This is a genomic window from Pedobacter sp. MR22-3 (assembly GCF_026240075.1).
Taxonomy (GTDB): Bacteria; Bacteroidota; Bacteroidia; order Sphingobacteriales; family Sphingobacteriaceae; genus Pedobacter.
Genome location: NZ_JAPIVF010000004.1, coordinates 175,122 through 200,921, shown reverse-complemented (window position 1 = coordinate 200,921; position 25,800 = coordinate 175,122). Strand labels below are relative to the sequence as shown.

The following is a 25,800-nucleotide window of genomic DNA, read 5'->3' as shown; positions in this document are numbered from 1 at the left end:
GTAGACTGTCAAAGATTATCAATCAAAATCAATAAGAAAATCATCATTGTCTATAAGTTCGAGCTTGATTATCGATTGCCAATAATTGAAACCAAAAGCGGCCTGTTCTTTTTGTAAAATTTGTTTAATGAACTGCCTTGTTTCTATAAGGGAATTATTGCCACGGTGAACTTCTATTGTATCCTTAAACGAGGAAACCACTCCATCAGCCTCTTCAGCAAATCTCCTGTAAAGCTCAAGATTATCATAATGGTCTTCAAGCATTGAGAAAAGATTTCCGTTTATACTATTGACGTTATTTAGATAAAACTGGGTATTTATAGTGTGATTTCCAATCTCAAATTCAACAAATAGATACTGCAGGGCGGGCAGTTGATCGAGGTAAAGATTCAGTGCTGTTCTTAATTGGCCATTTCGCCAGTTATTGCTCTTGTGTCCATTACATTCAGTGCAACATGGAATTAAGTTTAGCGGATGAACCATAAATTCTACAAATTCGCTCTGTGGCAAAAAGTGATCAAAAGAATTTGCTCCGTTGATTGTACAATGTTGGCATTTTACAACCCTTCCATGGTCAGTTGTTGTTAAAATCGTCCTCAGTTCCTGCAAAGATTTACTTTTGTACTGATAGAGTGCCCGCAAATCTGAATCATCAGTTCCAACAAACCCGTGGACGGCGAGCGCTGCAAGGTCATTGTTTTGGAAAGATTGGTCATACCGATCATACAATATACTAATATTCGGCTCTAAAGAGAGTAGGTTAGCTAAATAATTTGGATTCCCAACTGTATTTTGCTTTCTAGAACATACCAGCTGAAAATAGTCAAATGAGTTTAACTGGTAAGGATTAAGATTTTTCATTGCTCCCGATCACGTTTCTTATATACATGCTAGCATTCAAGCTCAAAGGCCTGTTATCAAATTCCAGAAGGGATATGATCTGGTCATAATCATAACCGGAAGTAGCAAGTTCTGTAATGATTTTCTTATACTGCTTTGGGATTTCTCTACCCCCAAAAACCTCATCATTTAATATTCCCAAATTCTCACCAAAGCATTCAAGTCCAATTTTTCTAATTGATGGAAAATCTTCATTCCTTTCCATAATTAGGACATTTTTTGAGAAAAGCTCCCTGATTACTAAAGGTGAATGCGTGGCCATTATACAATAAGATTCAAATTCATTTACGAGTTCATAAACCGTATTCATCAGCTGAACTATTGCGTTCGGATGTAAATGCGTTTCCGGTTCATCATATAGGATAAGAGAGTCATATCGGATGTTCGCAATTACCTCTGTTATGATAAAGAGGATTATGCTCTGGCCTGAACTAAACTTGTTCTTTATTTTATTAAATCCTTCAATATCTACATTAACAGTTGGCCTTCTGCCCGGGCCAACATTTACGAATGTATTCACGATATTCTCATCAATAAAATTATATAAGATAGAACGCCACTTGACACCCCTTTCAAGGGTCAATATTTTTTTCCAGTTGTGGTGGAAGGTTAATAGTAGGCTTTTGTTGGTTCTTAAACTCCCATCCTTGTCTTTAAGTCCGCAGTATAGATAGTTAAAAGTCGCATTTTTATTCGGTATAGAAAAATTATCAAATGCACTATAGGAAATCGCAATGACTTTGCTGAACATTGGCATTTTGCCGCCAAACGGCTCAGCGTTATTTCTAGAAAAATGTTGGGGCAAAGAGGTTACCAGCTGAGTTTTACCTGTTCCGTTTTTTCCAATAATCGCAAAAATTCTGTTTGGAAGTGGTTGTCTGTCATTAAAATCGAAATCGATTTTAACGGAATGGTCGCTATATATGGGCTGGAAGTTATAGGTGAACTTATACAGGTTTGCAGGATCAAGCCCTTGCAACAACGGCCTTACCTGACGTAGGTTTCTTTCACCGTCGTCGTTTCTGATAATTGATTTTTTGAAATTCTCCGTTCTGCTAAATTCTTCATGGATATCAGGGAAATATGCTACATCCTGAATCGCGTGAAGAATGCTCACCATTCCATTGTAACCAAATTTTCCTTTTAGAGATAGATAATATTCCATGTTCTCAGAAATCGAACAGAATTTCGTGTCGAGCAATGTGAATCTGTCCTCAAGCATATCAGCCGTCACTAGTTCATTTTTATGGATGATCTTAATATAACCAAGGTCCAGTTCATTGTTTCCATCCTCGAAGTACCCAAGTCTAAATATAGATTTTACATGGTAATCGTTCCAGCCCAGGTTAGGCCATAATACGAAGTATGTTTTGTCTTTTATTGTATTCTTGTTTATTTTAGTGGATATATAAAATGGGATATTGTTCATTTTAATGCCAAAGGGAAGATTATTGATGTCTTCCATTGGATGTATTTTCTGAACAGGCCGTCCGTTTTCATCAAAGTCCTCAATAACCAGGCGTAGTTTTTCTTTATTTAGTTCAGTATCGACTTCCAGACTGATATCGTCCAGTTCATCCCCTCCATAATAGATAGGGTCAAGAAATACCTCTACAAATGTCAAAAAAATCCGGTCATCGGAGAACAGCTTTAGTCTATCCAAAAATAATGTGTCGATTTCCCAGTCGTCATTGTTAATCGTGTGTTGGACAATATCTCCCCATGCATCACTATAACGTGCATCCTCTGATGGCATCGATCTTAAGTCCCAAATCTTCGCCAACATATCCATTTGGTCTACTGACTGGTGCGAGATAATATTAGACCATTTTGGCAAAAGAAGCCGGTAAATGTTTTCCTTAATTTTTTTTGAAAGCGTCATGATCGGAATTAAACTATTTTACCGCTGGAAAATTTTTGCCTGCATTTCCGTTTTCATCAAAACTCTTATCGACTATAGCGTGACCATTTAGATTTACCGCCTCCGTTTCTAAAAAAATTGATTCTGTATGAGGATTTGATGTATTCAGTATTGATTTAATGATAAGAGGCATAAATTAGATAAAAATATGTTAAAAGTAAAAATAAATAGGGAAATATCGCTCTGTTTTCGTAAAGCCAACTTGAGTAAAAATATTTTTCTTTTGCTTGGTTGGATAAAGTTTAATACTGACAACAGTTATTTTTTCAATGCTTCGGTTATAATATATTTTCCAAATTCCTCCGTGATTTTCATCCGGTCACGTACCCATAAGCAGCTGCAACTTCATTAGAAATGTTGTCGAAAATGTTAAGGGTTAATTGTAGCATTTTTTAATGTTGATTAGCGTTAAATAATGTTAGCCTTTTTGAAGCTTTTTTAACTGATATTGAATTTTAAAAGATGTTATTCAGGCCTGAAATTGTTTAATTTGCTCCTATATAATAGTAAAGAGGGGTCTATGAGGATCGACTAAATTCTGATCGGGATCCGACAAGGCAATCAAAAAGCCAGGCGCAACTACTTTTTTTACTTCCTTGATTATGCATTCAGACCGCGATTCATAATTTCGCTTGGTATCTGACAACAGTACTTTTTCCAATATTGACCGATTTTCTAACAATTTTAGATGTAAAATTTTTTCCTCATTGACATGAAATAAAATGACATCTTCAATATCTTCAACGAAAAAATCCCAATTGAGGTCAACTTCAACATTAAAATGTCCATTGTGACGAAAATTAGGTTGGCTTTTTAGTTCGTAAAGTACACTTGATTCGTTAATAGTAAGCTTTCCAATTTCTATACGGATATTCATTTCTGGAAGCTGTTTTAAGGAAGAAACAACATTTCTATAGATCATCTGTAGGAATGAAATACGCTCGTTTCCCTTATAAATAATGTACTGCCCTATATTTACTGCCATGGAGTTTTGTTGTATACCATCGTACACAGCTTGAACCATCATTGATCCTAAAGTACCCACAGATACAATATAGGGTACATTTAAAAACGGTTCTCCTAAATTAAAAGGTTGTAATAGTTCGATCCCTATTTTCTTTGCCCGGGTTATTGCAGGCTCAGTGAAGCCCATATTAGAAAACAAGATTACCTTATTTGCTCTTATTTCACCACTGAGATATTTTCCTACTAGGGCGTCGATTACTTCAGAGCCGACCGGATCACTCCAGTTTTTAGCTTCTCCACAGATAAGAATTTCGGCAATACCCAGTCTTCCTTTTATTCTAACATCAATCTGCCTCTTATTTTCACTTTCGTTACCTGTTTGCTTATAATCATGTTCTATCTCAAATCCAATAGGGAAATCTTTTTTACAAAATTCCAGTAATAATTTTTCAAATTGCGTAGCGGTAATTTCCATATATGCTTTTTAATGAATCTTTTGATTTTTATTAATCATTCTTTATCCACTTGAAGAGTATAGTTAATAATCCTATTTTTAAACTGCTAATATTTTAAGCAGTTCTTACCATTAAGGTATACTCTTTTCCAAGTGTATATTATTTATGAAAAAACGTTCAATGCTCAGACTCAGTTTCAAAGCGAGCCACCAGGTATGCAATCCAATGTAATTGGTAAATATAGATGTGTTGGCAAGCCCATGGGCGAAATTATTTCTCAAATTGTCTCCGAAGGCTTCATTTAGCAATCCTTCTAGCTCAAAAATCAGATCTTCGTGTAAGATCGGTTTTAAATGGTTAAAGTAAGATAGAAGAGACATTTCTTTCTGGAGTTCTTCGGCTAGTTTGGTTGTAATTTTTCCATGGGTATTTAAAAGATGGCTAAGACATTTTTCTATTTGAGGGATCAAAATATGAACTGCTTCGAGAAAATCTCCTCGAAAACCATGGTATAATCCTCTAGTATATATAGACAACCTATCTTCCGGAATAAATTTACTTCTAGCAATCATTTCATAAACTTCCATTTCAGATATAGACTGGTTTTCTGAAAAATGATCATACATTTTCTTGATTATGCTTTTGCAAAAGATCTGACGAAATAATGCAGCATCTCTATATATTAATTTACTGTTATCCCCGCTACTGTCGATGGTGTTACCTTTTTGGTTGGTCATCACAGACCCCATATGCTGAAGGTGGAAAAAGCTTTCTTTTTTATTTTCAAGATCTTCGATTATTTTCTTTTTATGTATTAGTGGAACATCTATCAGCCAATAAACTGCCTCATAAACATTATTAAGTTCTGGCAGTTTCAAGTGAGGATTGTCTTTTATTTCTATAGGTTCAATCCACCCAACAAGTTCTGCCTGTGCAACGGCATCTTGTTGGGCTTTGATGAGTTTTTTCTCTAGTGCTTCAAGCTCACTACCTTTGATTTCATACCAATGAAACCTTAACAAGGCTTTTTTGTAAAGTGCTGAAATCATATGCTGGGACGCATTTGGTTTTAAGGAAAAATGGTCGGCATCTAAAATATAGCTCCGTGCAGCCTCCTTTGAATGAAATGGCGCATCAGATGGAATAAGTAAAGCGAGCGTCTCGTGACAATGTCTATAATTTCGATACTCGTGTTTGGTTTTGAATTGCTCTAGATTGTTTTTGATCTTTGCGGTAAGGTTATCAAGTGATCCCGAATTTAGGGTAAGACCTGTAAGATCTTTTGTTAGCTTAGTTATAGTATAACATTCTGAATTGATTTCGGCTTCTGAAATAAATGAAATAATGCGGTCCAAATAAAAAGGTAATATGGTTAGATTGCCTTTGCCTAACCCTTTAAGAATGGCAATAATTCTTTGAAGATAGTCACGTTTTCCACTTAAATTTTTTTGTTGCTCTGAAAGATTTAAATAGTTGTCAATCGCCAGTTTTGCATGTGTAAATTTGCTTTTTTTGTTCACCTGTAAAATATCATACAGCCTTGCTTTAATAACAACATTCCCTATGTCTTCCACTGAATCTTGAATAACAGCAAGCGTACCCTGATCAGGTATATGGTCATTTATCGAATACTCGTCACTTTTAGTTCCTATAAGGGACAGATGCATTACCTCATCCAGATATTGTATAACTGCTTTTTCTTTATCTACTAAATTTTTATGCTTTAAGGTTTGGTAGATTTTGACTCTGATCTGCCCAAGCTGATCATCTTCCGAGATTCTACTATTTACAATGGAATGCATTGTACTAAAATACACTATTTCAGGAATCAATTATCCCTAATTGATCATGTTGATTCAATTGTTTGGGTAAACAGAAATTTTATTGCAATAAACTTAACTGAAAGCATTTACAAAAATTCTAAACGTGATGCATTTAGGTGTTATCCTATTTATTAATATCTATCAGGATCCAATTGAAATACAAAAAAACCTTCTAAATAGAGAGTTTTCTGTTTAAAAAGCTTACCGTTAAAAAGCAATGAATCCATCAATCTAAAACAATTTACCAAAATGACATCATTTGTGGAAATGATAATTTTTTATATTTTTTTATTAAAAATTGTTAATAAGTTTTTACAGAGTCCATTTCATAATAAAGAAGCTAGATTTTGCTTATATGTAAGCTGTTATTTTGTAACTCCCTGTCTTTTAATTTGAAAAATTATTAAAAGTTGATTTTTCTAAAAACGTAAAAACCAATATTATAGGTTTAATTTTCTTAAAGTATGATTTAACAATTTTGTAATTTAAATCCTGCCATCATGGAGCATCAGAATTTAACACTGATTTCATAAAAACATTAATCCATTGGCAACAGTAATATCTTCAGGTGATAACGATTCTTATTCTCACCCAAGAGCTGATGCTATAGGTTGTGCAGGTAGATACTAACTTTCAGATCGACCTCTCGTATTTTCAACAGAGTTAGCTCGCTCCACAGATGTTAAAACCGAAGAAATACTTTACGGGATGATTAACTTAAGATGCGATGGAAAAGAGATCATAATGGAACAGATGAAGGAAGCCAAAGGAGCCGGATGGGACCTATATGAATTGAAATGATCGCTACCCCCTATATGAATACAGATTACTTATTCCAAAAGATTAATTCACCAGCATATCATAAAAATTTAAAATGTCAAGTTTTTTGGTTCAAAGTTTCCCGGTGAAGGGATTTATTAGATGCAATACCTTCACCGAATTTTATATTATTTTATAAATCCTTTTACTTTCAAATCATCAACTATGGGTTCAATAAGCAGTAAAAATGCTTTTAAATATTGAAAGTAATCCCGCTGATCGGTACAAAGTGGGCTTAAGCCCGAATTGACGAAGGACTGCTACTCAAAAAGCAGTCCTTTTTTATTGATTTTTAGTAGGTGATCAGGTAGGGCGGTGGTCGATAAGTAATGAATGAGGTATATCTCAGACTTATTACTCAACTGATATATGGTGGAATGGGACTGTTTCTATCATATATGTCAGATAGAATGACTTGCGATACTTAAAAAAAACGCGGCTGCCTGATTCAGATTCAGGCAGCCGCGGTATATCATCAGGAGGTGAATACATCCTGATCTTCTTAAACTGTAGCGTTAAACTTTGGGTAAGCTGTAGCCGTTGTGATACGGGGCCAGCAGGTATTTATCGTTGATCTGCTGGTTTGTAAACTGGTGTTTGGTATTGTCCCATGATAATTTTTGTCCGCTTCTGAAGGCAATGTTTCCCATTTGGGCAACGGTAGCTACATGCGCAGCATCCTGTATAGAACAATTCAGCTCTTCTTTTTTTCTGGATCTGACCACACTAAAGAAATTGACCATATGATTATTCAGTCCGTTATCTGAGGATTTAACAAAGGGCTTACTCACTTTATTGCCGCTTGCCTTTTCTTCAATGACTTCCCAGCCTTCTCTGTTGAGGATCAGCGTGCCGTTGTTCCCGATATAGGCAATCCCATGGTTGCGGTTATAAGAGCCATTATCGATGCCCATGGCAGAATCCCATACCATGTTGAACTTGTCAAACTCGTATAAGGTAGTCAGCGTATCAGGAGTTTCTTCATACAGGTCGGGATAGGCAAAACGGCCTCCTAATGCAGATATGGTTTTTGGTACAGGTGAATTCATACCCAGCAAGCCATAATCCAGTAAATGCACGCCCCAGTCGGTCATTAACCCACCGGCATAATCCCAGAACCAGCGGAAATTGAAGTGATATCTGCTGGCATTGAATGCTCTTTTATTCGCCGGCCCAAGCCACATGGCATAATCAACGCCTGCAGGGGGTAAGGTATCCGGTACTACGGGTGCAGGTTTCATCCAGCCCTGGTAACACCATACTTTTACCGTTCTGATATTTCCCAGCTGGCCGCTCTTTACAAAATCAACAGCATCTTTAAAATGTTGCTGACTGCGCTGCCATTGACCTGCCTGTACAACCTTATTGTATCTTTCCTGCGCCTTGACCATTGTATTACATTCGACAATAGAGTTGCCCACCGGCTTTTCAACATATACATCCTTACCTGCCTGTACGGCATGAATCATCATCAGTGCATGCCAGTGATCGGGTGTCCCGATAATTACAGCATCGACATCTTTGTTATCAAGCAGCGCACGATAATCTTTATATCTCTTTACTTTTGCGGCATCAACATTCATCGACTTTAATTCGGCCATCCTTTCATCAAGCACATTGGCATCACTGTCGCACAGGGCGATCAGGTTTATCCCCGGTACTTTGAGGGCCGCTTTGAGGTCAGACCATCCCATGCCTTTGATTCCTATTACACCAATATTGATCTGGTCGTTTGCGCCGATAGTCTTATTGAAAAGGGCATAGGCTGGATTGTCTAAGGCAGAAAGCATGGCAGTGGTTCCCACTGCGGTTGCAGCGTAGTTGAGGAATTTTCTACGGTTTAACATTTAATTTGGTTTACGGTTCATACTGAAAGTAAATTACAAAATAAGTGGCGCATCCAAGATATATCGTTAAAATTAATAAGAATGTTACCCATATCCGGGTTTTTTATAGCAGATTGGAAGGGCGGGTGGCGTTTAGAAAATGGAGGTATCAAAAAAAAAAATCTGCATCCAGTGAAGTGCCAAACCCCATTTTTTACTGGCTTTGGTACGCACTTTTTTACATATATACAGGCCTACGATTAAGATTACCTGTATGGAATGCCTGATTAGCTTTGGTAAGTGGTTTGCTTGTGGTAACACACGTCTGCTGCATGTGTTAAATAAATTAAAATTGATAATGAATATTTTAATTTCCAAAATGGATTGACGTTATGCCAAAATTACAGATCTCCCATTTGGGAATAGAATTTGATATGTTTTCGCTATGAACAAGAAGAAAATTAATAAAAACGTTGAGTTTACTGATGTGCCAGAAGGAGAGTCTACAGATATTTATGCCAATTTAAAAGAGAAACTGGAAAGTGTAGAACAGTTTCCGGGTGTTTACAATTTTAAATTTATTATAACAGGCGGATTGGATAAAGTAGATGAATTGCGCAAGATACTACCTGATGATGAATTTATTGAACAACCTTCGAAAACAGGTAAATATGTATCCATCACTGTAAAAAAACAAATGCAAAATGCAGATGAAGTTATTTCAATTTATAAACAATCGGCAACTATTAAAGGGATTATGGTACTTTAATGTATTTATTAGGAATGAGTGTACTTTATTAGTGGAATTTAACGAGCAACAATAAATTTTTTAGCCACATTATACTGGCCTGAATCAGATGTAATTTTGAAGATATAAATCCCCGGAACGAATGAAGCTGTATTAATTTCAAGTGTATGTTTCCCTGTATTTAAATATTCATTTATAACTGTTTTAACCAAACGACCCATTAGGTCAAAAACCTGAAGGTTGATCTTATCGGTTTCAGGTAAAACAATATCCAAGTATGTTTGGGAAGCAGCAGGATTCGGGTAGTTTTGTGAAACCACAAACATTAAAAACTTATCAAATATCGCTTTGTTAATAGCATCAAATATTACATAACTGATCAACCTGTATCCTCTTGCGTTAGGGTGAAAGGCATCCTGATAAAGTGTAAAATCTCGTCTCATCGCGGCGTTTACATCAGCCAGATAAATTTTGTATTCAGTAGCCAAACGCCTGTAAATGGCATTTAATGCCCTGATGTTTGAATTGGATGTAGCTAAAGTGGGGTTATTACGGTCATCTACATTTTGCAGGGTACATAAAATAGGTACTAGCTTTTGCTTTAAGCTAATGGCAATTAACTGCCGCATATTTGCTTCTGTTTCTGCCAAGCTTCCTTTGCCGCTGGTAATCGCAAGTGCATCATTGATACCCATTGAAATGACAATAAAACCTGTACGGTCTTTTACTGCATTATCTATCCGGAGCAATCCTTGTATAGTTGTTTGGCCACCAATACCCTGATTGGTAATGTCTACCACCTTATTGGTATAACAGTTTTCAAAATTACTCTTCAGCATCGTCTGAAAGCCAACTCCTTTTACCCCCTCTACAGTACTGGCCCCAAAAGTGACAATGTTAATACTGTCTTTAGCATAAAACTGGGCCGCTTCAGGACAGCTTATACGAGATGGGTTTTGAGAATATGCAACTACGGAGATACCTAAAGAAAAAAGCAATAGCAGAAGGAAGATTAATCTTGTGCTAAATTTCATTACAAATGGCCATTCTGGTTGATTTTTAGATATCTAAATAATGGCGCAATTTACAAAAAAATGAATTAAAACGATTTTCTGAAGTGAAATTTTATCTGCCTGAAAATTCTAATTTTCAACAAGTTTAGCCTAAATAAATAAGATCAATATGTTTTAAAAAAAGCAGTACCGGAGGTGTATTGCCTAGTCCAATTTTTATATTCTCCGATTGCTTTTGGGTTAAAACCCTATATTTGTCTAAATTCATTTTGTTATGCAAGAGATTAAAAAATATGTAGAAACGCACAAGGAACGCTTTTTAGACGAGTTGTTTGAACTGTTGCGTTTCCCATCGGTTAGTGCAGATCCGAAGTATAAAGGCGATGTACTCAAAACGGCAGATTACGTGGCGCAAAAATTAAGAGATGCCGGTGCAGATCAAGTAGAAGTTTGTCCTACCGCTGGTTATCCGATTGTTTATGGCGAAAAAATAATTGACCCTTCATTGCCTACAGTTTTAATTTATGGCCATTATGATGTTCAACCTGCAGATCCGCTGGAACTTTGGCATACACCACCATTTGAACCTACTGTACGCGATGGCAAAATTTATGCTCGCGGTGCCTGCGATGATAAGGGTCAATTCTATATGCATGTAAAAGCTTTTGAATTGATGATGGAGACCAATACCCTGGCCTGCAATGTTAAATTTATGATTGAAGGTGAAGAGGAAGTTGGTTCTGCAAACCTTGGTATTTTTGTTAAAGAGAATGCTGATCGTTTAAAGGCAGATGTCGTTTTGATTTCGGATACTTCAATGATCAGCATGGAACATCCATCTATTGAAACTGGTTTGCGTGGTTTAGCTTACATGGAAGTGGAAGTTGTTGGTCCGAACCGTGATTTACACTCTGGTGTTTACGGTGGTGCTGTGGCTAACCCGGCCACTATTCTTTGTAAAATGATTGCTTCCCTGCATGATGAAAATAATCATATTACCATTCCTGCATTTTATGATCAGGTGGTAGAGTTGTCTGATGACGAAAAGAAAGCTTTAAATTCGGCACCCTATGATGAAGTAGCATATAAAAAAGACCTTGATATTGAGGAAGTTTGGGGAGAAAAAGGTTATTCTACTTTAGAACGGACAGGCACACGCCCAACTTTAGAAGTAAATGGAATATGGAGTGGTTATATTGGTGAAGGTGCAAAAACAGTATTACCAAGCAAGGCCAATGCTAAAATTTCTATGCGTTTGGTGCCTAATCAAAGTTCAGAAGAGATTGCAGATATTTTTACTAAACACTTTGAAAGCATTGCCCCTAAAAATGTAAAGGTAAAAGTAACACCTCACCATGGTGGCGAACCTGTAGTTACGCCAACAGACAGCATCGCTTACCAGGCTGCTGAAAAAGCGATAGAAGATAGCTTCGGTAAAAAAGCCATTCCAACACGTGGAGGTGGAAGCATTCCGATTGTGGCTTTATTCGAGGATGTGTTAGGCATTAAATCAGTGCTTTTTGGTTTTGGTCTGGATAGTGATGCTTTACACTCACCTAATGAAAAATACGACATTTACAACTATTATAAAGGCATCGAAACTTTGCCTTTGTTCCACAAATATTTTGCTGAGTTGAGTAAATAGGCTTTGCTATTTCAAAAATAATTTAATCCTTGTTTGGTAATTTCCAGACAGGGATTTTTTTTGGAATATGAAAAATCAGTTTTTCATTTGGGCTGCAGTCCTGCTATTGTTCATAGTCCTCATTTCATTGCACCTCATTCCGGGCTATTTAACGCTGTCAGTTTTATTATGTGCGGGCAAACTTTCATCAACACCAGACTGCAGGTATTTACCACACTAACTTTGGATCAGAACTCATTATCAATGAAACGTTACAATTGCTTTTTAAAAAAAGAGAATTTATTAAGCTGTTTTTTTATAAATTGTAGCCATGAAATATTCAATCTCTTCTCTTTTACTTTTAGCAGGATTTGCTTCTTTTGCTCAGTCTACTAAAACGATTAAGCAATCAGGTAATCCTATATTCAAAGGCTGGTATGCAGACCCTGATGCAGCCATTTTCGATAATAAATATTGGATATATCCAACCTATTCTGCCAAGTATAAAGAACAGGTTTTTCTGGATGCATTTTCATCAGATGACTTAATTACCTGGAATAAACATGACCGTATTTTAGATACTTCGGCAGTGAGGTGGGCAAACAAGGCCATGTGGGCACCGGCCATTATTAAGAAAGATAAAAAATATTATTTGTTTTTTGGAGCCAATGATATCCAGAGCGATCAGGAAATTGGAGGCATTGGTGTAGCCGTAGCTGATCGGCCGGAAGGACCGTACAAAGATCATCTTGGAAAACCTCTGGTAGATAAATTTCACAATGGTGCACAACCCATTGATCAATTTGTATTTAAAGATAAAGACGGTCAGTATTACCTCATTTATGGTGGCTGGAAACATTGCAATATTGCCAGACTTAATAAAGATTTCACAGGATTTCTGCCATTTGAAGACGGAACCATTTTTAAAGAAATTACACCAGACAAATATGTAGAAGGACCATATATGTTCATCAGAAACGGAAAATATTATTTTATGTGGAGTGAAGGCGGATGGACTGGCCCTGATTATTCAGTAGCCTATGCTGTTGGCGATTCTCCTTTTGGCCCGTTTAAAAGAGTAGGTGAGATTTTAAAACAAGATCCTGCTATTGCGACAGGAGCCGGACACCATTCTGTGATTATTAACGAGAAAAAAGGCACCTACCATATTGTATATCACCGCCGTCCATTAACAGAAACTGACGGAAATCATCGTGTTACTTGCATTGATGAAATGAAATTTGATGACAATGGAATGATTCTGCCAGTGAGGATCACCAACGAAGGTGTTCATGCTCAAAAGGTAAAATAGTTTTCATCAGCTGGAAGTTCAGTAAAACTTCCAGCTAATTTGTTTTTTCTTCCAGCATAACTTCGCCTTTCTTATTGTTCAGCATGTTGAACCCCCAGGCACATAACAATAACAGGCAGGCCAACCCGAACCAGAGCCAGTTATAACCAAAATTTTTGGCAACAAAAAAGCCTAACAAAGGCCCGATAACCTGGGCAAACGACCAACTCAAAGTGTAGCCAGCCGCATATAGCCCTCTGTTATGTTCATTACTTCTGCTAATTACAATTGTATTAATGAAGGGTAATGAGAACATTTCCCCACCGGTAAATATGATAATGATAACCACTGCCGCAACCAGATGATAGCTAACGGGAGCACCCAGCAAGATATATGAAATCGAAAATAATACGGCACCAATGATAATGAAAAACATCGGCGATCTTTTGGCTTCTATTTTATTAATCATAATCATCTCAAACAAGGCGATAACCGATCCGTTAATGCCGATAATGATGCCTATGGCAAATTCATCGATGTGCCATTGCTCTTTAAAAAATACAGGTACAACCCTGAACATCAGGAATGCGCAGGTAATAAAAACAGTGGTAAGCAAAATGAATTTCACATAAAAAATATCTTTCCAGGGTTTTATAATAACCATGTTGATGGCATTTTCTTTTGCCTTCTGAATAAAACCTTTCACCTGTGGCAAAAAGGATAAGATTAAAATACCAACGATAATACTTACGCCGCCTTCTACAATGAACAGCAGCTTGTAATTGATAGAGGCAATGATACCTGCCATGCTGATTCCTATTGACCAGCCGATATTTACAGCCAACCTGTTAAGTGAATATGACCTGGTGATAGTGCCTTCAGTAGCATAATGGGCAACCGCTGTAAAATTTGCAGGTCTGAAGGCTTCTGAAAAAAAGCTGATAATAACTGCCAAAACGCAAAGTGTGGAGAAATGTGTAATGGTTGAGAAAAAGATGAAAAGCAGTCCGCCGATAATCGATGATAAAATTTGTACGGGCCGAAAGCCAATCATGTCGGTGAGTTTACCCCCGGTTGCAGAACCGAGAATCGAACCTACGCCAAATAAAGTAATGATTAATCCAGCATCCATTTCGGAGCGATGGAGACTTTGCGTAACATAAAGGCCCATAAATGGGACAGCCATACTGCCGCAACGATTAAACATCATGACAATACTCAGTAACCAGGTTTCACGGCTTAGTCCGCTAAAAGATGATTTATAGGTATTTAAAATGAGTTTGAACATAATAATTTTTCCGGCGCACAAAAGTAATAAAGCCTTGCCGATTTATATTAAAATAAAAAGATAGTTGTATTTATTAAATCGGGCATCAATTTTATCAGAAAATCTTTCAGATAAGATGCAAGTAATTGTATTCTTTTTTATCTTTCAGTATTCTTTATTTAACGATCTAATCTCCTTAAATTAATGTTTTCATCTCAAAACCTGAAAGAAAAACTGGTTAACATCAGTAATGATTTGCTTCTACCTCAAGATTTTCATGATAAACTAGTACCTGCCATTACTACTTATACTCAACTTCTATTTGAACTTGGTGAAATAAAGCCCGATGAAATATCAGACAGAACAAATATTCAATCAAAATTTGGTCGTGCCATTGGTACATTTTGGGCAGCTAACTGTGTGAAAGAGGTATTAAGAACCCAACGTTTTGTGAGGGGATTATACTTAGCCATTAAAGATAAGTTGCTGCAAGGAGATGGTCCCATACATGTTCTTTATGCGGGTACAGGTCCCTTTGCCACGCTGGCACTTCCGGTAATGGTACAGTTTAGTCCTGCCGAAGTACAGTTTACCTTGCTTGAAATTAATGAGAACAGTTATAATAAGTTGGTGGATGTGATTACTGCTTTTGATTTAACAGTTACGTGAAAGCTATTGAAATTGCCGATGCAACCAATTATGTTTTGCAAGATATTGATGTAGATATTGTAATCAGTGAAACATTAAATAGGGCGCTTATTACAGAACCACAGGTTTTTATCATGTTAAATCTGGCCAGTCAGTTAGGCAGGGACGTAGTTTATTTACCAGAGGAAATTACGGTAAACCTGTGTGCAAAAAAGAGAAGTGAAAATAAGCCAGCAAAGCTTAAAACACTGATCAATTTTAATGTGGATAAAATGAAAGAGATTATTGATCAATCTGAAGGACAGGAATGGGCCTTTGATGAGATAAAAGTGAACATTAATAATATTGATCCTGCTGAGCTTTACTATTCTACTGAGTTAAAGATATATCGGGATAATGTTTTAGGTTATGAAGATTCTTCCCTGAATTTATTAGAAAAAGTAAAATTGGAGCATCAGATCGGGGATGACCTTATCTTTAAATATAACGCAGCCGAAAAGCCTGGTTTCATTGTTTATGCTAGCGAAAAGATAAGTTCATAGTTTATTGATAATTAATTAAATACATCGTCGACAATCTATTTACCCAAATATACCATTGTCGATTTAAGAATCATTTAGTAAGAATATGGATTAATCTAATCCGGCAATCCCTTTTTTATTTCACTACATTTTCCTCAACTTAGCGACATAAAATATTTATGCCGCCAGAAAAACGAAAGCCCGTTGCCAGAAAGCAAACTACCAGAAAGCCTGCGCTAAAGAAGAAAAAGCCAGCTGTGCTTTCTAAGCAGATGAAAATGGCGTTGGCAGGCTTACTATTGATTTTGCTCTCACCACTTTACTATGGTTATGTATTAAGTGGTTTTGTTGCCTCCTTGCGGTGGATAAAAGATTGGGGGCAAGACCCCAATTACCGCACTTATAAAAGCTTTAATATTAAAATCCCGAAGAAATATACGGTGCACGGCATCGATGTTTCGTACTATCAGGGAAAAATAAACTGGCATAAAGTAAAGGTGATGAAAGAAGATGAGGTTAAAGTAAGTTTCGCTTTTATTAAAGCTACCGAAGGTATTTTGCAGGTTGATCCGTATTTTCAGCGCAACTGGCGTGAAGCACCAAAGGCCGGAATTGTTTGTGGAGCCTATCACTTTTTCAGACCCAAAAAAAGCGGACAGGCACAGGCAAAATTTTTCTTACAGGTGGTCAATATCGAAAAAGGCGATTTACCACCTGTTGTGGATATTGAAACTTTAGATGGTGTTTCTCCGCTTAGGATGCGGTTGGAGCTTTCAGATTTTCTGACCTACGTTGAAATGAAAACAAGTGTTCGGCCGATCATCTACACTGGTTTAAAGTTTTATGAGGATAATCTCGAAGGAAAGTTAGATGAATATCCCTTATGGATTGCCCATTATTACCAACCCAAATTGAAATTAGATAAAAGCCGCTGGAAGTTTTGGCAACATTCAGATAAGGCCAAAATAAATGGAATCGGTCATGTAGTTGATTTTAATGCGTTTAACGGGGACAGTACCGCACTTGCGAATATGTTGGTTCACTAAGTAAAATATTCATTGGCTCAATTGTCATTAATTGTTGGTTCACCGAATTAAAATCATAGATAAATATAGATTTAAGGGAATTTTATTTATTATTACTTATTGCCATCTGACTAATTTTCTAATGAACCAATGGCCAATGAACTAAACTACCCAGCTTTCACATTTTTCAAGAAAAAATTCATCTGCCTCTGCGCCAATGCCAACTTCATCAGGTAAATCAAGGAAATAACCATTATAGGTCAATCCTCCTACAACGGGATCCACCAGATGACCAAGTAATGCGGTGTCTAAATCAAAGAAATCTACATTCGGACTGGCCAAAGCAAAGTGCAGGTTTGCGCTTAAAGCGATCCGGCTTTCCAACATGCTTCCAATCATGCATTTAATCCCTCTTTTTAAAGCTTCCTCATGAATTTTTTGTGCTTCTAAAATTCCGCCGGATTTCGAAAATTTGATGTTCAGGTAAGTAGTTGATTGACTGTTGATCAGTTTTCTGGCATCGTGATGGTTATAACAGCTTTCGTCAGCCATGAGTTTAATAGGAGAGTTGATGTTCAGTTCCGGAAGCCGGTCATCATACCAGGTACGCATGGGTTGTTCACAAAATTCAATATTGTATTGTTCCAGTTCACCAAGCGCAAATAAAGCCTCATCAAAACCCCAGCCTTGATTGGCATCCAAACGTAAGGTCATTTCAGTACCAACCACTTCACGGATCTGTTTTACCCGCTCAATATCATCTTCAACATTTTTCCCGAGTTTGATTTTTAAAATCCGGCAACCTTTGTTTTGGTAATTCAATGCTGTTTTCGCCATTCCCTCGGGGGAATCAATACCGATGGTCATATCAGTTTCAATGGTTCTTTTTGTTCCGCCCAGAAATTTATAGAGTGGCAAACCTGCATGTTTGGCCGCAATATCAAACAAAGCCATGTCGAATGCACTTTTTATGGTACTGTTATGATCGGCATAAGCCAGGAGGTCATTCATTCTTTCAGGAATTTCCAAAGGATCTTTGCCTTTTAAAATCGCTGCAAAGTCTTTGGCCATGGCAATGCAGGTTTCCTGTGTTTCTCCCACAATCATCGGGAAAGCCGAGCATTCACCAATGCCGTGGATGCCCGCATCCGTATAAATTCTAATCAATACATTCTGTGCGAAATGCATGGTTCCGGTGGCAATTACAAAAGGTTCCATCGGGATACTAAAGCGATATATTTCGGTATGCGTGATTTTCATTTTTTTAAGTTTGAAGGTGTAAGATTTGCTATTTGGGATAAAAGTCGTTAATGTATCCAACTCAATTCAGTACGCAATGCGTTACAAATTGGAAAAGCCTTAAAGAAACTTCTGATATTTCTCAAATTACTTTCATCAAATCCTTTTCCAAACTCAAGCGTAAGCTGTCGCGATAAATTCTTTAATGTACTTTTGCCATAATCTGCCCTGGCTTTATCTTCCTGCTCATCTTCAATAATTAACTTATCAATTTGCCAGTATGATTCAGATAATTCAGCATTTGCTGCCCGGTAAACTTTCAGACGAGACCGAATAATAATTTTCTTAACAATGCTGAATAAATCGCTTTTAGCTAATTCCATAAACACAAATTGATCGACATCTAAAATAGAAAAACAAAACTAAAAGGGAGCAGCATTGTAGATAATTTATAGCTTTACCTGTTTAATATTGTAATCATTATTTCATGTCGAATACACATTCAGAACCCAATAGTTTAATTAACGCATCTTCGCCCTACCTGTTACAACATGCTTATAACCCGGTGCATTGGTATGAATGGGGTACCGAAGCTTTGGAAAAGGCAAAGGCAGAAAACAAATTGATTTTAGTTAGTATTGGCTATTCGGCCTGCCATTGGTGCCATGTGATGGAGCGGGAATGTTTTGAAAACCATGAGGTGGCAGAAGTGATGAACCAGCATTTTATATGCATCAAGGTAGATCGCGAGGAGCGCCCGGATATTGATCAGATCTACATGTATGCCATTCAACTGATGACAGGGAGTGGCGGCTGGCCATTAAATTGCATCTGTTTACCAGATCAGCGCCCGATTTATGGCGGTACTTATTTCCGTAAAACCGACTGGATTAATGTATTGGAAAATGTAGCTGCGCTGTGGGCAAATGAACCAGATAAGGCAATTGAATATGCAGCAAGACTAACTGCCGGTATAAAAGATAGTGAAAAAATCATTGCTGTTGAACGTAAAGAAGCGTATACTCAAGATCATCTAACAGAAATTATTGATCCGTGGAAACGCCATTTCGATATGGGCTACGGCGGCTATAATCGTGCTCCTAAGTTTCCATTACCTAATAATTGGGTTTTCCTCCTGCGCTATGGTTTTCTGAATGATGATGAATCTGTTTTTACAGCAGTTTGCCATACATTGGAAGAAATGAGCCGGGGCGGAATTTACGATCAGCTGGCCGGAGGCTTCGCCCGTTATTCGGTTGATGATAAGTGGCATGTACCACACTTCGAAAAGATGCTTTATGATAATGCACAACTCATCAGTTTATATATTGAAGCTTATCAATGTACTAAGTTTGATTCTTTCAGGCGGACTGCTGTTGAAAGTATAGAGTGGGTTTTTAATGAAATGACTTCACCAGAAGGGTTGTTTTATTCAGCTTTAGATGCAGATAGCGAAGGGGTTGAAGGTAAATTTTATGTTTGGGATAAAACCGAATTTAATCAAATCTTAGGAGATGATGCTGCACTGCTGGCAGAATATTATAATGTTACCGAAGAGGGCAACTGGGAGGAAGAGCATACCAATATCTTAAGAAAAACCATTGAGGATAATGCCCTTTTGGAAAAATACGGGATAACTGCTGAAGATTTATTTGAAAAAGTGAGTGATGCAAAAGCAAGGTTACTCGAAGTAAGAAGTAAGAGAGTTAGGCCGGGCTTGGATGATAAATGTTTAACCGCCTGGAATGGCATGATGATTAAAGCGCTGGCAGATGCTGCACAGGTATTAGGACACGATCTCTATTATCAAAAAGCTTCTGCAGCTGCAAATTTCATCCTGACCAATATGAAATCAGAAACAGGTGGCTTGTATCGTAATTATAAAAACGGTAAAGCATCTATCACTGCTTTTTTAGATGACTATGCCTTTATGATCGAGGCTTTACTTGCTCTTTACGAATGTGATTTTAATGAGCAATGGCTGATTGAAGCAAAATCTTTCGCGGATTACGTTTTAAATAACTTTAGTGATGATCATTCACCGATGTTGTTTTACACCTCAGCAGAAGGTGAAGATCTGATTGCGCGCAAACATGAGGTAATGGATAATGTGATTCCTGCAGCAAATTCAGCCATGGCCTTAAATTTGAAAAAACTGGGTTTGTTGTTTGACTTAAAAAATTACAGTGAAAAGGCGTCGGAAATGCTTGCTGCGGTACATCCCAAAATCAAAACATATGGTTCTGCTTATTCCAACTGGGCTATTTTACTGCTGAATGAAATGTATGGCATCAATGAAATTGCCATTACAGGATTGGAAACAGCTATGGTTAAACTGGAGTTAAGCAATCATTATATTCCCAATAAAATTACTTTAGGCGGAACAAAAAGTAACCTGCCGCTGTTAAAAGGGAAGCAAAGCAATGAAACAAAAGTTTATATTTGCCGAAATAATGTGTGCCAGTTACCGGTTAATACTGTTGAGGAAGCATTAGATTACATATCTTAGTTCATGTTTACAAAAAAGGTTTTCAGATAAATAGTAATTAAACTAAGTTATATTATTTATTATATTTAAACTTTCAAAAAAGAAACGCTTGGAGGATTTTACAGAACTCACTATTGAAATTTTAAAGGAATACCTAAATAAAACAGAAACAAAATATAGTACAGCTCAAAAAAGATTATGTTTTGCAAAGATTAAGAGAATATATAGGCGCGTTAAATTAGGGTATGATTTTGGAGGTATAAAGATATGTAGCGATAAGATGATTATCGTTGAGGGTAATCATCGGTATATTGCTTATTTACTTGCAGAAATTGAAATCGAATTTATTACATGGATTAGTTCACATTGTGATGTATCAAAGCTCTTTAGGCATATTGAAATTGATGAGGTAAATGACTGGGATTATAATAATACTTATGATAGAAAATATTGTTCTGACGATTTTCTAATAAATTGTACTAAACGAAATATTAAATGAAATTTTTTCTTGATATCGATGGTGTAATGGTACACGCTAATCCACATAGAGCTGTGGAATTGGAAGATGATGGATTTTATAAATTTAATTCCATTGCTGTAGAAATTCTAAACTCAATAATAAGAAAGACTAAAGATGAGGTTATCTTATCTACGTCTCATCGGCATAGGTACGATGTTAAAAAGTGGAAAGAAATTTTAGAATTTAGGGGAATTACTGCAAAATATATCTCTATAGTTGATATTCAATATCATCCAAAAATAACTAGGAAAACGGAAATTCAAAATTGGATATTTGAAAATCATCTTGGCTCAGAGGAGGTAGTTATTATCGATGACGACAAAACATTAAATAGTTTGCCGAAATTCTTAAAAGATAGATTAGTATTAACTAATTCATATACCGGTCTAAATGATGCCGCTGATTTAAAAGACATCTTGTCAAAAAAAAGAAAGATAGACAAGAAATTAAAAAAGCTAGAAAAAGAAATTGAAAATTTAAAATTAGAGAAAGAGTCATTGAAAATGAACTTGTTGTGAAAAAAATAAATTTGTAGCAAATACTAAAATGGCTCTTTAATATTTCTAAGAGCCATTTTTATTAAATACCTTATAGAAAAATCAAAGTATCTATATTACTTATCAAGTAAAAATGAAGATACTTCTTAAGCACTGGCTTGTAATAAATAATCTACTGTTGCAATATTAGTTGGAAGGGATAGAAAGAGGTTGCATAACTTGATTGGAGATTTTATTAGAACTTGTATTTCTATAACAAAGTAGACAATTATTCAGTACTACTTTTTGTACTAGTACGAAAATTAATATTCTTTTCTGAACAATCAACGCATCTTTTTTGTTAGGTAAATAATTAACTTATCTTTGCCCAGCAATATTTAAAAGGACTATAATCAGCTCAATAGATATTTGCCGAAATAATGTGTGCCAGTTACCGGTTAATACTGTTGAGGAAGCATTAGTGTATTTACAATAAAAAAAATCTGAATGAATATTTCACCAAACTCAGTAGTCGCAGTAACTTATGAATTGCACACTACAAACGAAGAAGGACAACAAGTTTTTGTTGAAAAAGCTGATGAGCAAAATCCTTTAGTATTTTTATATGGCGTAGGCATGATGTTGCCTAAATTTGAAGAGCACTTAGCCGGCTTGAAAACTGGTGATGAGTATAGTTTTGAACTATCTGCAGCTGATGGTTACGGAGAACTTGATCCGGGTGCTTTTGCTGATTTGCCAAAAACCATGTTTACTGAAGCAGGTGGCGAAGTTCCGGCTGTTGGTGATGTAATTCCTTTGCAAGATAACAATGGCAATCAATTCAGAGCAGGTGTAACCGCTGTTCATGAAGAAACGGTTGCGGTAGATTTGAACCACCCGATGGCTGGTAAAAATTTATTGTTTGCAGGTACTATTTTAAATGTTCGCGAAGCCACTCAGGATGAATTGGCTCATGGCCATGCACATGGTGCGGACGGACATGCCAATCACTAGATCGATCGTAAAATCGTAAATTCAATTGATAAAACTAAAAAATCCCGATATTCATCGGGATTTTTTTATAATAACTTAGCCGTAATCAGTTCAACCGGAGGGTTATTCATCGCATTTCCCTTATTCAGCTTCAAAACTCCTTTCACGGTAATTGGTTGATAGGTAAATTTAATGGGTTCAGCCATTTCTACCAATACCATAATTGGAATTCCGTTCTTTCCGCAGTAAAAACATTGGTTAATGGGTAAAGTAGAAAGCATAAACTTGGTTTGCTTCATGCCATCTTTTATCGGTACGATATAGCCCGATAGCTCAAATGGCTTGCTTTCATATTTTTGAATGCCTGCATGATAAATGGCATAGGTTTCAGTAGGTTTTACTGTTTTAATTTTAACCTCACCAATAATGTCCCAATTGGGCGAATCCATCTGGTCGCTGGGGTCATGCTGTGCACTTGCCGAATAACCAATAAAAAGGAATAATAAAATAGTTAATAATCTCATCTGAATTTTATCTGAAAGGCAAATATACAAAAGAGATAACCTTCAGGGTTAAATGAATCAATACAATTCCTAAAAATCTACCTTTAAACGTAAGCCCCCATTGGTGAGGTTGAGGTTTTCGCGGGAGAAGGTTTTCATTGGAAGTCTTAGGAAAGGTTCAATAGCAATGTTGTTCTTTTTGGAGATTTTTTGTTTATAGCCCAGGGAGAAATTATAAAAGCCGATGTATTTATCCGGATCAATGGTAGATGTTGGCTGCGGCTCGCTTTGTTTCTCTGCCACGATAAAACTTTTAGAATCCATCATGCCATTGGCTAATGGAGCTGACAGTGTTTGAACCTGATTAACCAGATAAGTATTTTGTTGTGAATTGCTTAAAATGGCGAGCGCAGAAACACCAACGCCGGTGTATAACTTTTCCGAAATGTTATAACGTAACTCTAAAGGCACGTTAATGCCCTGAACTTTTGCATTGATAGATTCCAGATTTTTACCGGATAACGATTGGGGTGCAGTAGCATTTTGGGATTCTGTTGAACTGATGGAAGCATATGAAACACCAGAGCTAATGGATAATTTATTGGCAATGGCATAAGATAAGGAGAATCCATAATTCATGTTTAACTTGTTATCGTTACCCATTGAAGGCGCTACATACACGTCTGGCTGCCATTTAGAATGCTGTTCAGTTTTACTATTGGTTGGATGTTGCTGATCAGTCTTGCTATCAACCGCTAACAGATCTTCAAAAGATAACTTTTTATTGGCTTCTGGTTTTTGCTTTTCTGACTGAGCATCTGCAACGCTTTGATTGTTATCAATGCTTTTGATATGAGATGATTGAGTAGTAAAATTATCGTTATTTAATGCTATCAATGCCTCCACAGGATGCTTCTCCGGAGTGATCAAATCAAGCTTATGATTTAAGTTGCTGTCTGATGGTTGAGAAGAGGATGGAAGATAGGCCTGCTTTTCATCCTGATTGATGCCTGCTGATTTTGTACCCTGAACAAATGGCTCATGAGAATTGGTGTTTTCTCCTGTTTTTGTGCTTATTGGTGATTCCGTATTTTGAACTTTTGATTTTACCACACTAGGTTGTTTTGATTCTTCGCTTTGATGAATCAAAAATATGCCTGAAATTATGAAGATAATGGCTGCGGCTGTCCATAATGGCCATAAAACAAAACCCCTGCGCTTATTTTTCTCTTTTTCAGAGAAGCGCTCCCAGGCACCAGGAACATATTGTTCCTGGTGATTTTGTAATTGGGTGGTGATATGTTCAATTAATTCCTTATCCATTTTTTTTATATGAACCAACTAGCGTGTTGGTGTAAAGTGTACGCAACTTATTTTTTGATCGGGTTAAGTAAACACGGCTCGAACTTTCGGGGATGTTGAGCAACTTTGAAATTTCCTCGTGTGCAAAGCCTTCAATCTCATATAAGTTAAATACCAGCCTTTGCGTTTCCGGTAAATGATTTAACAGGTTCATAATATCACTGACATGAAGTTCGGATGCTATTGAAACCTGTGTAATGGGATGTTGATCTTCATTTAATTCATCCACATAAAAATGCGCTTTCGAGCTTCTGATTTTATCTATTGCCGTTCTTGATGCAATCTGAGCAATCCAGCCCCGAAATGATTTTTGCAATTCTTCAGGGTTTGCTGGCGGCTTGAAACCCGCAACATGCTTAAATATCTTGATAAAGGTGTCATTTACAAGTTCTTCACTGTCAGAAGTGTTCTTGGTATACCTTAAAATAATACCCATTAAGTAGCCATAAAATGATTTATACATCATTTCCTTACAGCTATTGTCGTTTTTTACACAGCCCTTTAAAATCTCCTCAAATCTGAGTATTTTTTTGATCACGCTGTAAAGGCCGGTTTAGGGTTTGATTCGTTTTAATGCTTAAAGCTTATTTATACAAAATTAAAAAATAACACCATCCATTTTACCGAATGGTGTTAAATTCAATTGGTAGATGTTATTTATTGGTCATGATGGCTAAACCAAATTTAGTGCTATCTGTTTTACTGCTTAATCCTTTAGCCCAAATGGTGTAAATTTTGCCTTTTTCTATTTTTACAGCAGGTAGCGTTGCTGTTACCGTTCCAGCCTGCTTCACCTGAAAAGTATAATTATCCGATGGATTGATGGACGTAAATGGGGTAAACTCTTTAAACGCTTTTGAAGCAAATAATGCGGTGGCATTTCCTTCCACTGCCAAATCTAAAGGAGAAGAACCAGGACTTAAATTAATGAACCTTACTTTTGCCTTATCTGTTTCGGGAGCTTTTAAATCATCTTCAACCAGTAAAAGTTTAGTTGATTTTAAAGTATCGACCACAAATACGGAATAAAATGAACCACCTTTTAAAGCAGCTGTTCCGTTGGTTAAATATTTAAGCGAATCTTTTTTAGAAACCCCTACCAGCCTGGTGCCAGGGTAGGCCGCAAAATACCCACGGTCATTGGTATAGCTGAAACTCCCGATTTTTTGATTGTCCAGGATGTAATCTAAGGCAGCTGTGCCAGGAGAGGCATGTACAAAGCCTATACCAGCCGCCTCAATAGGGTCATTGTTCCAATCTTTTTTACAAGCAGAAAAAGTGAGTGTGATCGCAAATAATGCGCATATTATTTTAGTGCTTAAGCCTAAGTAGTTTTTAGTTTTCATAATGTATTTAAATCAATCTTTTTCAC

23 protein-coding genes are annotated in these 25,800 nt (G+C 36.7%); 10 read left to right on the top strand and 13 right to left on the bottom strand.

Features of this window, described 5'->3' with window-relative positions; genetic code table 11:
- Positions 1-18: 18 nt before the first annotated feature.
- From OQ267_RS10745 to OQ267_RS10725, 5 genes are all read right to left on the bottom strand, one after another.
- A complete protein-coding gene (locus tag OQ267_RS10745; RefSeq protein WP_265835887.1) occupies positions 19-861 on the bottom strand; it encodes a hypothetical protein in 843 nt (280 codons plus the stop codon).
- On the bottom strand, positions 848-2,782 hold the full coding sequence (locus tag OQ267_RS10740; RefSeq protein ID WP_265835886.1) for an AAA family ATPase: 1,935 nt from the start codon (positions 2,780-2,782) through the stop codon (positions 848-850). Before OQ267_RS10740 ends, OQ267_RS10745 begins: the two co-directional genes overlap by 14 nt.
- Before the next feature lie 535 nt (positions 2,783-3,317).
- Positions 3,318-4,262 carry a restriction endonuclease gene (locus OQ267_RS10735; RefSeq protein ID WP_265835885.1) on the bottom strand — a complete coding sequence of 315 codons (945 nt, stop codon included), beginning with the start codon at positions 4,260-4,262 and terminating at the stop codon, positions 3,318-3,320.
- A gap of 111 nt (positions 4,263-4,373) precedes the next feature.
- Positions 4,374-6,074: a DUF4209 domain-containing protein gene (locus OQ267_RS10730; protein WP_265835884.1), complete on the bottom strand. Its 1,701-nt coding sequence runs from the start codon at positions 6,072-6,074 to the stop codon at positions 4,374-4,376.
- Between the two features lie 1,325 nt (positions 6,075-7,399).
- The gene (locus OQ267_RS10725) at positions 7,400-8,731 is read right to left on the bottom strand and encodes a Gfo/Idh/MocA family protein (protein ID WP_265835883.1); all 1,332 of its coding nucleotides are present in this window, start codon (positions 8,729-8,731) and stop codon (positions 7,400-7,402) included.
- A gap of 424 nt (positions 8,732-9,155) precedes the next feature.
- Between OQ267_RS10725 and OQ267_RS10720 the strand changes: the two genes are divergently transcribed.
- Complete coding sequence (locus tag OQ267_RS10720; RefSeq protein ID WP_265835882.1) at positions 9,156-9,479, top strand: DUF493 family protein; 324 nt, start codon at positions 9,156-9,158, stop codon at positions 9,477-9,479.
- 38 nt (positions 9,480-9,517) lie between these two features.
- On the opposite strand, the gene OQ267_RS10715 is transcribed toward OQ267_RS10720, so the two are convergent.
- On the bottom strand, positions 9,518-10,492 hold the full coding sequence (locus OQ267_RS10715) for an SGNH/GDSL hydrolase family protein (protein WP_265835881.1): 975 nt from the start codon (positions 10,490-10,492) through the stop codon (positions 9,518-9,520).
- 253 nt (positions 10,493-10,745) lie between these two features.
- Here OQ267_RS10715 and OQ267_RS10710 point away from each other — a divergent pair, with 253 nt between their 5' ends.
- The gene (locus OQ267_RS10710) at positions 10,746-12,116 is read left to right on the top strand and encodes a dipeptidase (protein ID WP_265835880.1); all 1,371 of its coding nucleotides are present in this window, start codon (positions 10,746-10,748) and stop codon (positions 12,114-12,116) included.
- 310 nt (positions 12,117-12,426) lie between these two features.
- Entirely contained in the window at positions 12,427-13,407 is a 981-nt protein-coding gene (locus OQ267_RS10705) for a glycoside hydrolase family 43 protein (RefSeq protein ID WP_265835879.1), read from the top strand.
- Between the two features lie 34 nt (positions 13,408-13,441).
- On the opposite strand, the gene OQ267_RS10700 is transcribed toward OQ267_RS10705, so the two are convergent.
- The gene (locus OQ267_RS10700; RefSeq protein ID WP_265835878.1) at positions 13,442-14,674 is read right to left on the bottom strand and encodes an MFS transporter; all 1,233 of its coding nucleotides are present in this window, start codon (positions 14,672-14,674) and stop codon (positions 13,442-13,444) included.
- A 183-nt stretch (positions 14,675-14,857) separates the two neighbouring features.
- Between OQ267_RS10700 and OQ267_RS10695 the strand changes: the two genes are divergently transcribed.
- The 3 genes from OQ267_RS10695 (at position 14,858) to OQ267_RS10685 (ending at position 16,868) form a co-directional block, all read left to right on the top strand.
- Complete coding sequence (locus OQ267_RS10695) at positions 14,858-15,322, top strand: hypothetical protein (RefSeq protein ID WP_265835877.1); 465 nt, start codon at positions 14,858-14,860, stop codon at positions 15,320-15,322.
- The gene (locus OQ267_RS10690) at positions 15,319-15,843 is read left to right on the top strand and encodes a hypothetical protein (RefSeq protein ID WP_265835876.1); all 525 of its coding nucleotides are present in this window, start codon (positions 15,319-15,321) and stop codon (positions 15,841-15,843) included. Before OQ267_RS10695 ends, OQ267_RS10690 begins: the two co-directional genes overlap by 4 nt.
- 158 nt (positions 15,844-16,001) lie before the next feature.
- A complete protein-coding gene (locus OQ267_RS10685) occupies positions 16,002-16,868 on the top strand; it encodes a glycoside hydrolase family 25 protein (protein ID WP_265835875.1) in 867 nt (288 codons plus the stop codon).
- 141 nt (positions 16,869-17,009) lie between these two features.
- On the opposite strand, the gene OQ267_RS10680 is transcribed toward OQ267_RS10685, so the two are convergent.
- Entirely contained in the window at positions 17,010-18,107 is a 1,098-nt protein-coding gene (locus tag OQ267_RS10680) for a mandelate racemase/muconate lactonizing enzyme family protein (RefSeq protein WP_265835874.1), read from the bottom strand.
- A gap of 47 nt (positions 18,108-18,154) precedes the next feature.
- On the bottom strand, positions 18,155-18,469 hold the full coding sequence (locus OQ267_RS10675; RefSeq protein WP_265835873.1) for a DUF1016 N-terminal domain-containing protein: 315 nt from the start codon (positions 18,467-18,469) through the stop codon (positions 18,155-18,157).
- Between the two features lie 104 nt (positions 18,470-18,573).
- Here OQ267_RS10675 and OQ267_RS10670 point away from each other — a divergent pair, with 104 nt between their 5' ends.
- From OQ267_RS10670 to OQ267_RS10655, 4 genes are all read left to right on the top strand, one after another.
- A complete protein-coding gene (locus OQ267_RS10670; RefSeq protein ID WP_265835872.1) occupies positions 18,574-20,595 on the top strand; it encodes a thioredoxin domain-containing protein in 2,022 nt (673 codons plus the stop codon).
- Positions 20,596-20,683: 88 nt separating this feature from the next.
- Positions 20,684-21,073, top strand: coding sequence for a hypothetical protein (locus OQ267_RS10665; RefSeq protein WP_265835871.1), 390 nt, complete (start codon positions 20,684-20,686; stop codon positions 21,071-21,073).
- On the top strand, positions 21,070-21,612 hold the full coding sequence (locus OQ267_RS10660; RefSeq protein ID WP_265835870.1) for an HAD domain-containing protein: 543 nt from the start codon (positions 21,070-21,072) through the stop codon (positions 21,610-21,612). Before OQ267_RS10665 ends, OQ267_RS10660 begins: the two co-directional genes overlap by 4 nt.
- 465 nt (positions 21,613-22,077) lie before the next feature.
- Positions 22,078-22,584, top strand: a complete 507-nt coding sequence (locus OQ267_RS10655; RefSeq protein WP_265817177.1) for an FKBP-type peptidyl-prolyl cis-trans isomerase — start codon at positions 22,078-22,080, stop codon at positions 22,582-22,584.
- Between the two features lie 65 nt (positions 22,585-22,649).
- On the opposite strand, the gene OQ267_RS10650 is transcribed toward OQ267_RS10655, so the two are convergent.
- From OQ267_RS10650 to OQ267_RS10635, 4 genes are all read right to left on the bottom strand, one after another.
- Positions 22,650-23,087, bottom strand: a complete 438-nt coding sequence (locus OQ267_RS10650) for a hypothetical protein (RefSeq protein ID WP_088300770.1) — start codon at positions 23,085-23,087, stop codon at positions 22,650-22,652.
- A 69-nt stretch (positions 23,088-23,156) separates the two neighbouring features.
- A complete protein-coding gene (locus OQ267_RS10645) occupies positions 23,157-24,389 on the bottom strand; it encodes a hypothetical protein (protein ID WP_265835869.1) in 1,233 nt (410 codons plus the stop codon).
- On the bottom strand, positions 24,382-24,966 hold the full coding sequence (locus OQ267_RS10640; protein ID WP_088300768.1) for an RNA polymerase sigma factor: 585 nt from the start codon (positions 24,964-24,966) through the stop codon (positions 24,382-24,384). Before OQ267_RS10640 ends, OQ267_RS10645 begins: the two co-directional genes overlap by 8 nt.
- Before the next feature lie 115 nt (positions 24,967-25,081).
- On the bottom strand, positions 25,082-25,774 hold the full coding sequence (locus OQ267_RS10635; RefSeq protein ID WP_265835868.1) for a DUF4397 domain-containing protein: 693 nt from the start codon (positions 25,772-25,774) through the stop codon (positions 25,082-25,084).
- Between the last annotated feature and the right edge of the window lie 26 nt (positions 25,775-25,800).

Excerpts from the sequence above, each read along its gene's own strand:
- OQ267_RS10745 (WP_265835887.1), bottom strand. The coding sequence starts at position 861 with ATGAAAAATCTTAATCCTTACCAGTTAAACTCATTTGACTATTTTCAG.
- OQ267_RS10740 (WP_265835886.1), bottom strand. The coding sequence starts at position 2,782 with ATGACGCTTTCAAAAAAAATTAAGGAAAACATTTACCGGCTTCTTTTG.
- OQ267_RS10735 (WP_265835885.1), bottom strand. The coding sequence starts at position 4,262 with ATGGAAATTACCGCTACGCAATTTGAAAAATTATTACTGGAATTTTGT.
- OQ267_RS10725 (WP_265835883.1), bottom strand. The coding sequence starts at position 8,731 with ATGTTAAACCGTAGAAAATTCCTCAACTACGCTGCAACCGCAGTGGGA.
- OQ267_RS10720 (WP_265835882.1), top strand. The coding sequence starts at position 9,156 with ATGAACAAGAAGAAAATTAATAAAAACGTTGAGTTTACTGATGTGCCA.
- OQ267_RS10715 (WP_265835881.1), bottom strand. The coding sequence starts at position 10,492 with ATGAAATTTAGCACAAGATTAATCTTCCTTCTGCTATTGCTTTTTTCT.
- OQ267_RS10710 (WP_265835880.1), top strand. The coding sequence starts at position 10,746 with ATGCAAGAGATTAAAAAATATGTAGAAACGCACAAGGAACGCTTTTTA.
- OQ267_RS10705 (WP_265835879.1), top strand. The coding sequence starts at position 12,427 with ATGAAATATTCAATCTCTTCTCTTTTACTTTTAGCAGGATTTGCTTCT.
- OQ267_RS10700 (WP_265835878.1), bottom strand. The coding sequence starts at position 14,674 with ATGTTCAAACTCATTTTAAATACCTATAAATCATCTTTTAGCGGACTA.
- OQ267_RS10695 (WP_265835877.1), top strand. The coding sequence starts at position 14,858 with ATGTTTTCATCTCAAAACCTGAAAGAAAAACTGGTTAACATCAGTAAT.
- OQ267_RS10685 (WP_265835875.1), top strand. The coding sequence starts at position 16,002 with ATGCCGCCAGAAAAACGAAAGCCCGTTGCCAGAAAGCAAACTACCAGA.
- OQ267_RS10680 (WP_265835874.1), bottom strand. The coding sequence starts at position 18,107 with ATGAAAATCACGCATACCGAAATATATCGCTTTAGTATCCCGATGGAA.
- OQ267_RS10675 (WP_265835873.1), bottom strand. The coding sequence starts at position 18,469 with ATGGAATTAGCTAAAAGCGATTTATTCAGCATTGTTAAGAAAATTATT.
- OQ267_RS10670 (WP_265835872.1), top strand. The coding sequence starts at position 18,574 with ATGTCGAATACACATTCAGAACCCAATAGTTTAATTAACGCATCTTCG.
- OQ267_RS10660 (WP_265835870.1), top strand. The coding sequence starts at position 21,070 with ATGAAATTTTTTCTTGATATCGATGGTGTAATGGTACACGCTAATCCA.
- OQ267_RS10655 (WP_265817177.1), top strand. The coding sequence starts at position 22,078 with ATGAATATTTCACCAAACTCAGTAGTCGCAGTAACTTATGAATTGCAC.
- OQ267_RS10650 (WP_088300770.1), bottom strand. The coding sequence starts at position 23,087 with ATGAGATTATTAACTATTTTATTATTCCTTTTTATTGGTTATTCGGCA.
- OQ267_RS10645 (WP_265835869.1), bottom strand. The coding sequence starts at position 24,389 with ATGGATAAGGAATTAATTGAACATATCACCACCCAATTACAAAATCAC.
- OQ267_RS10635 (WP_265835868.1), bottom strand. The coding sequence starts at position 25,774 with ATGAAAACTAAAAACTACTTAGGCTTAAGCACTAAAATAATATGCGCA.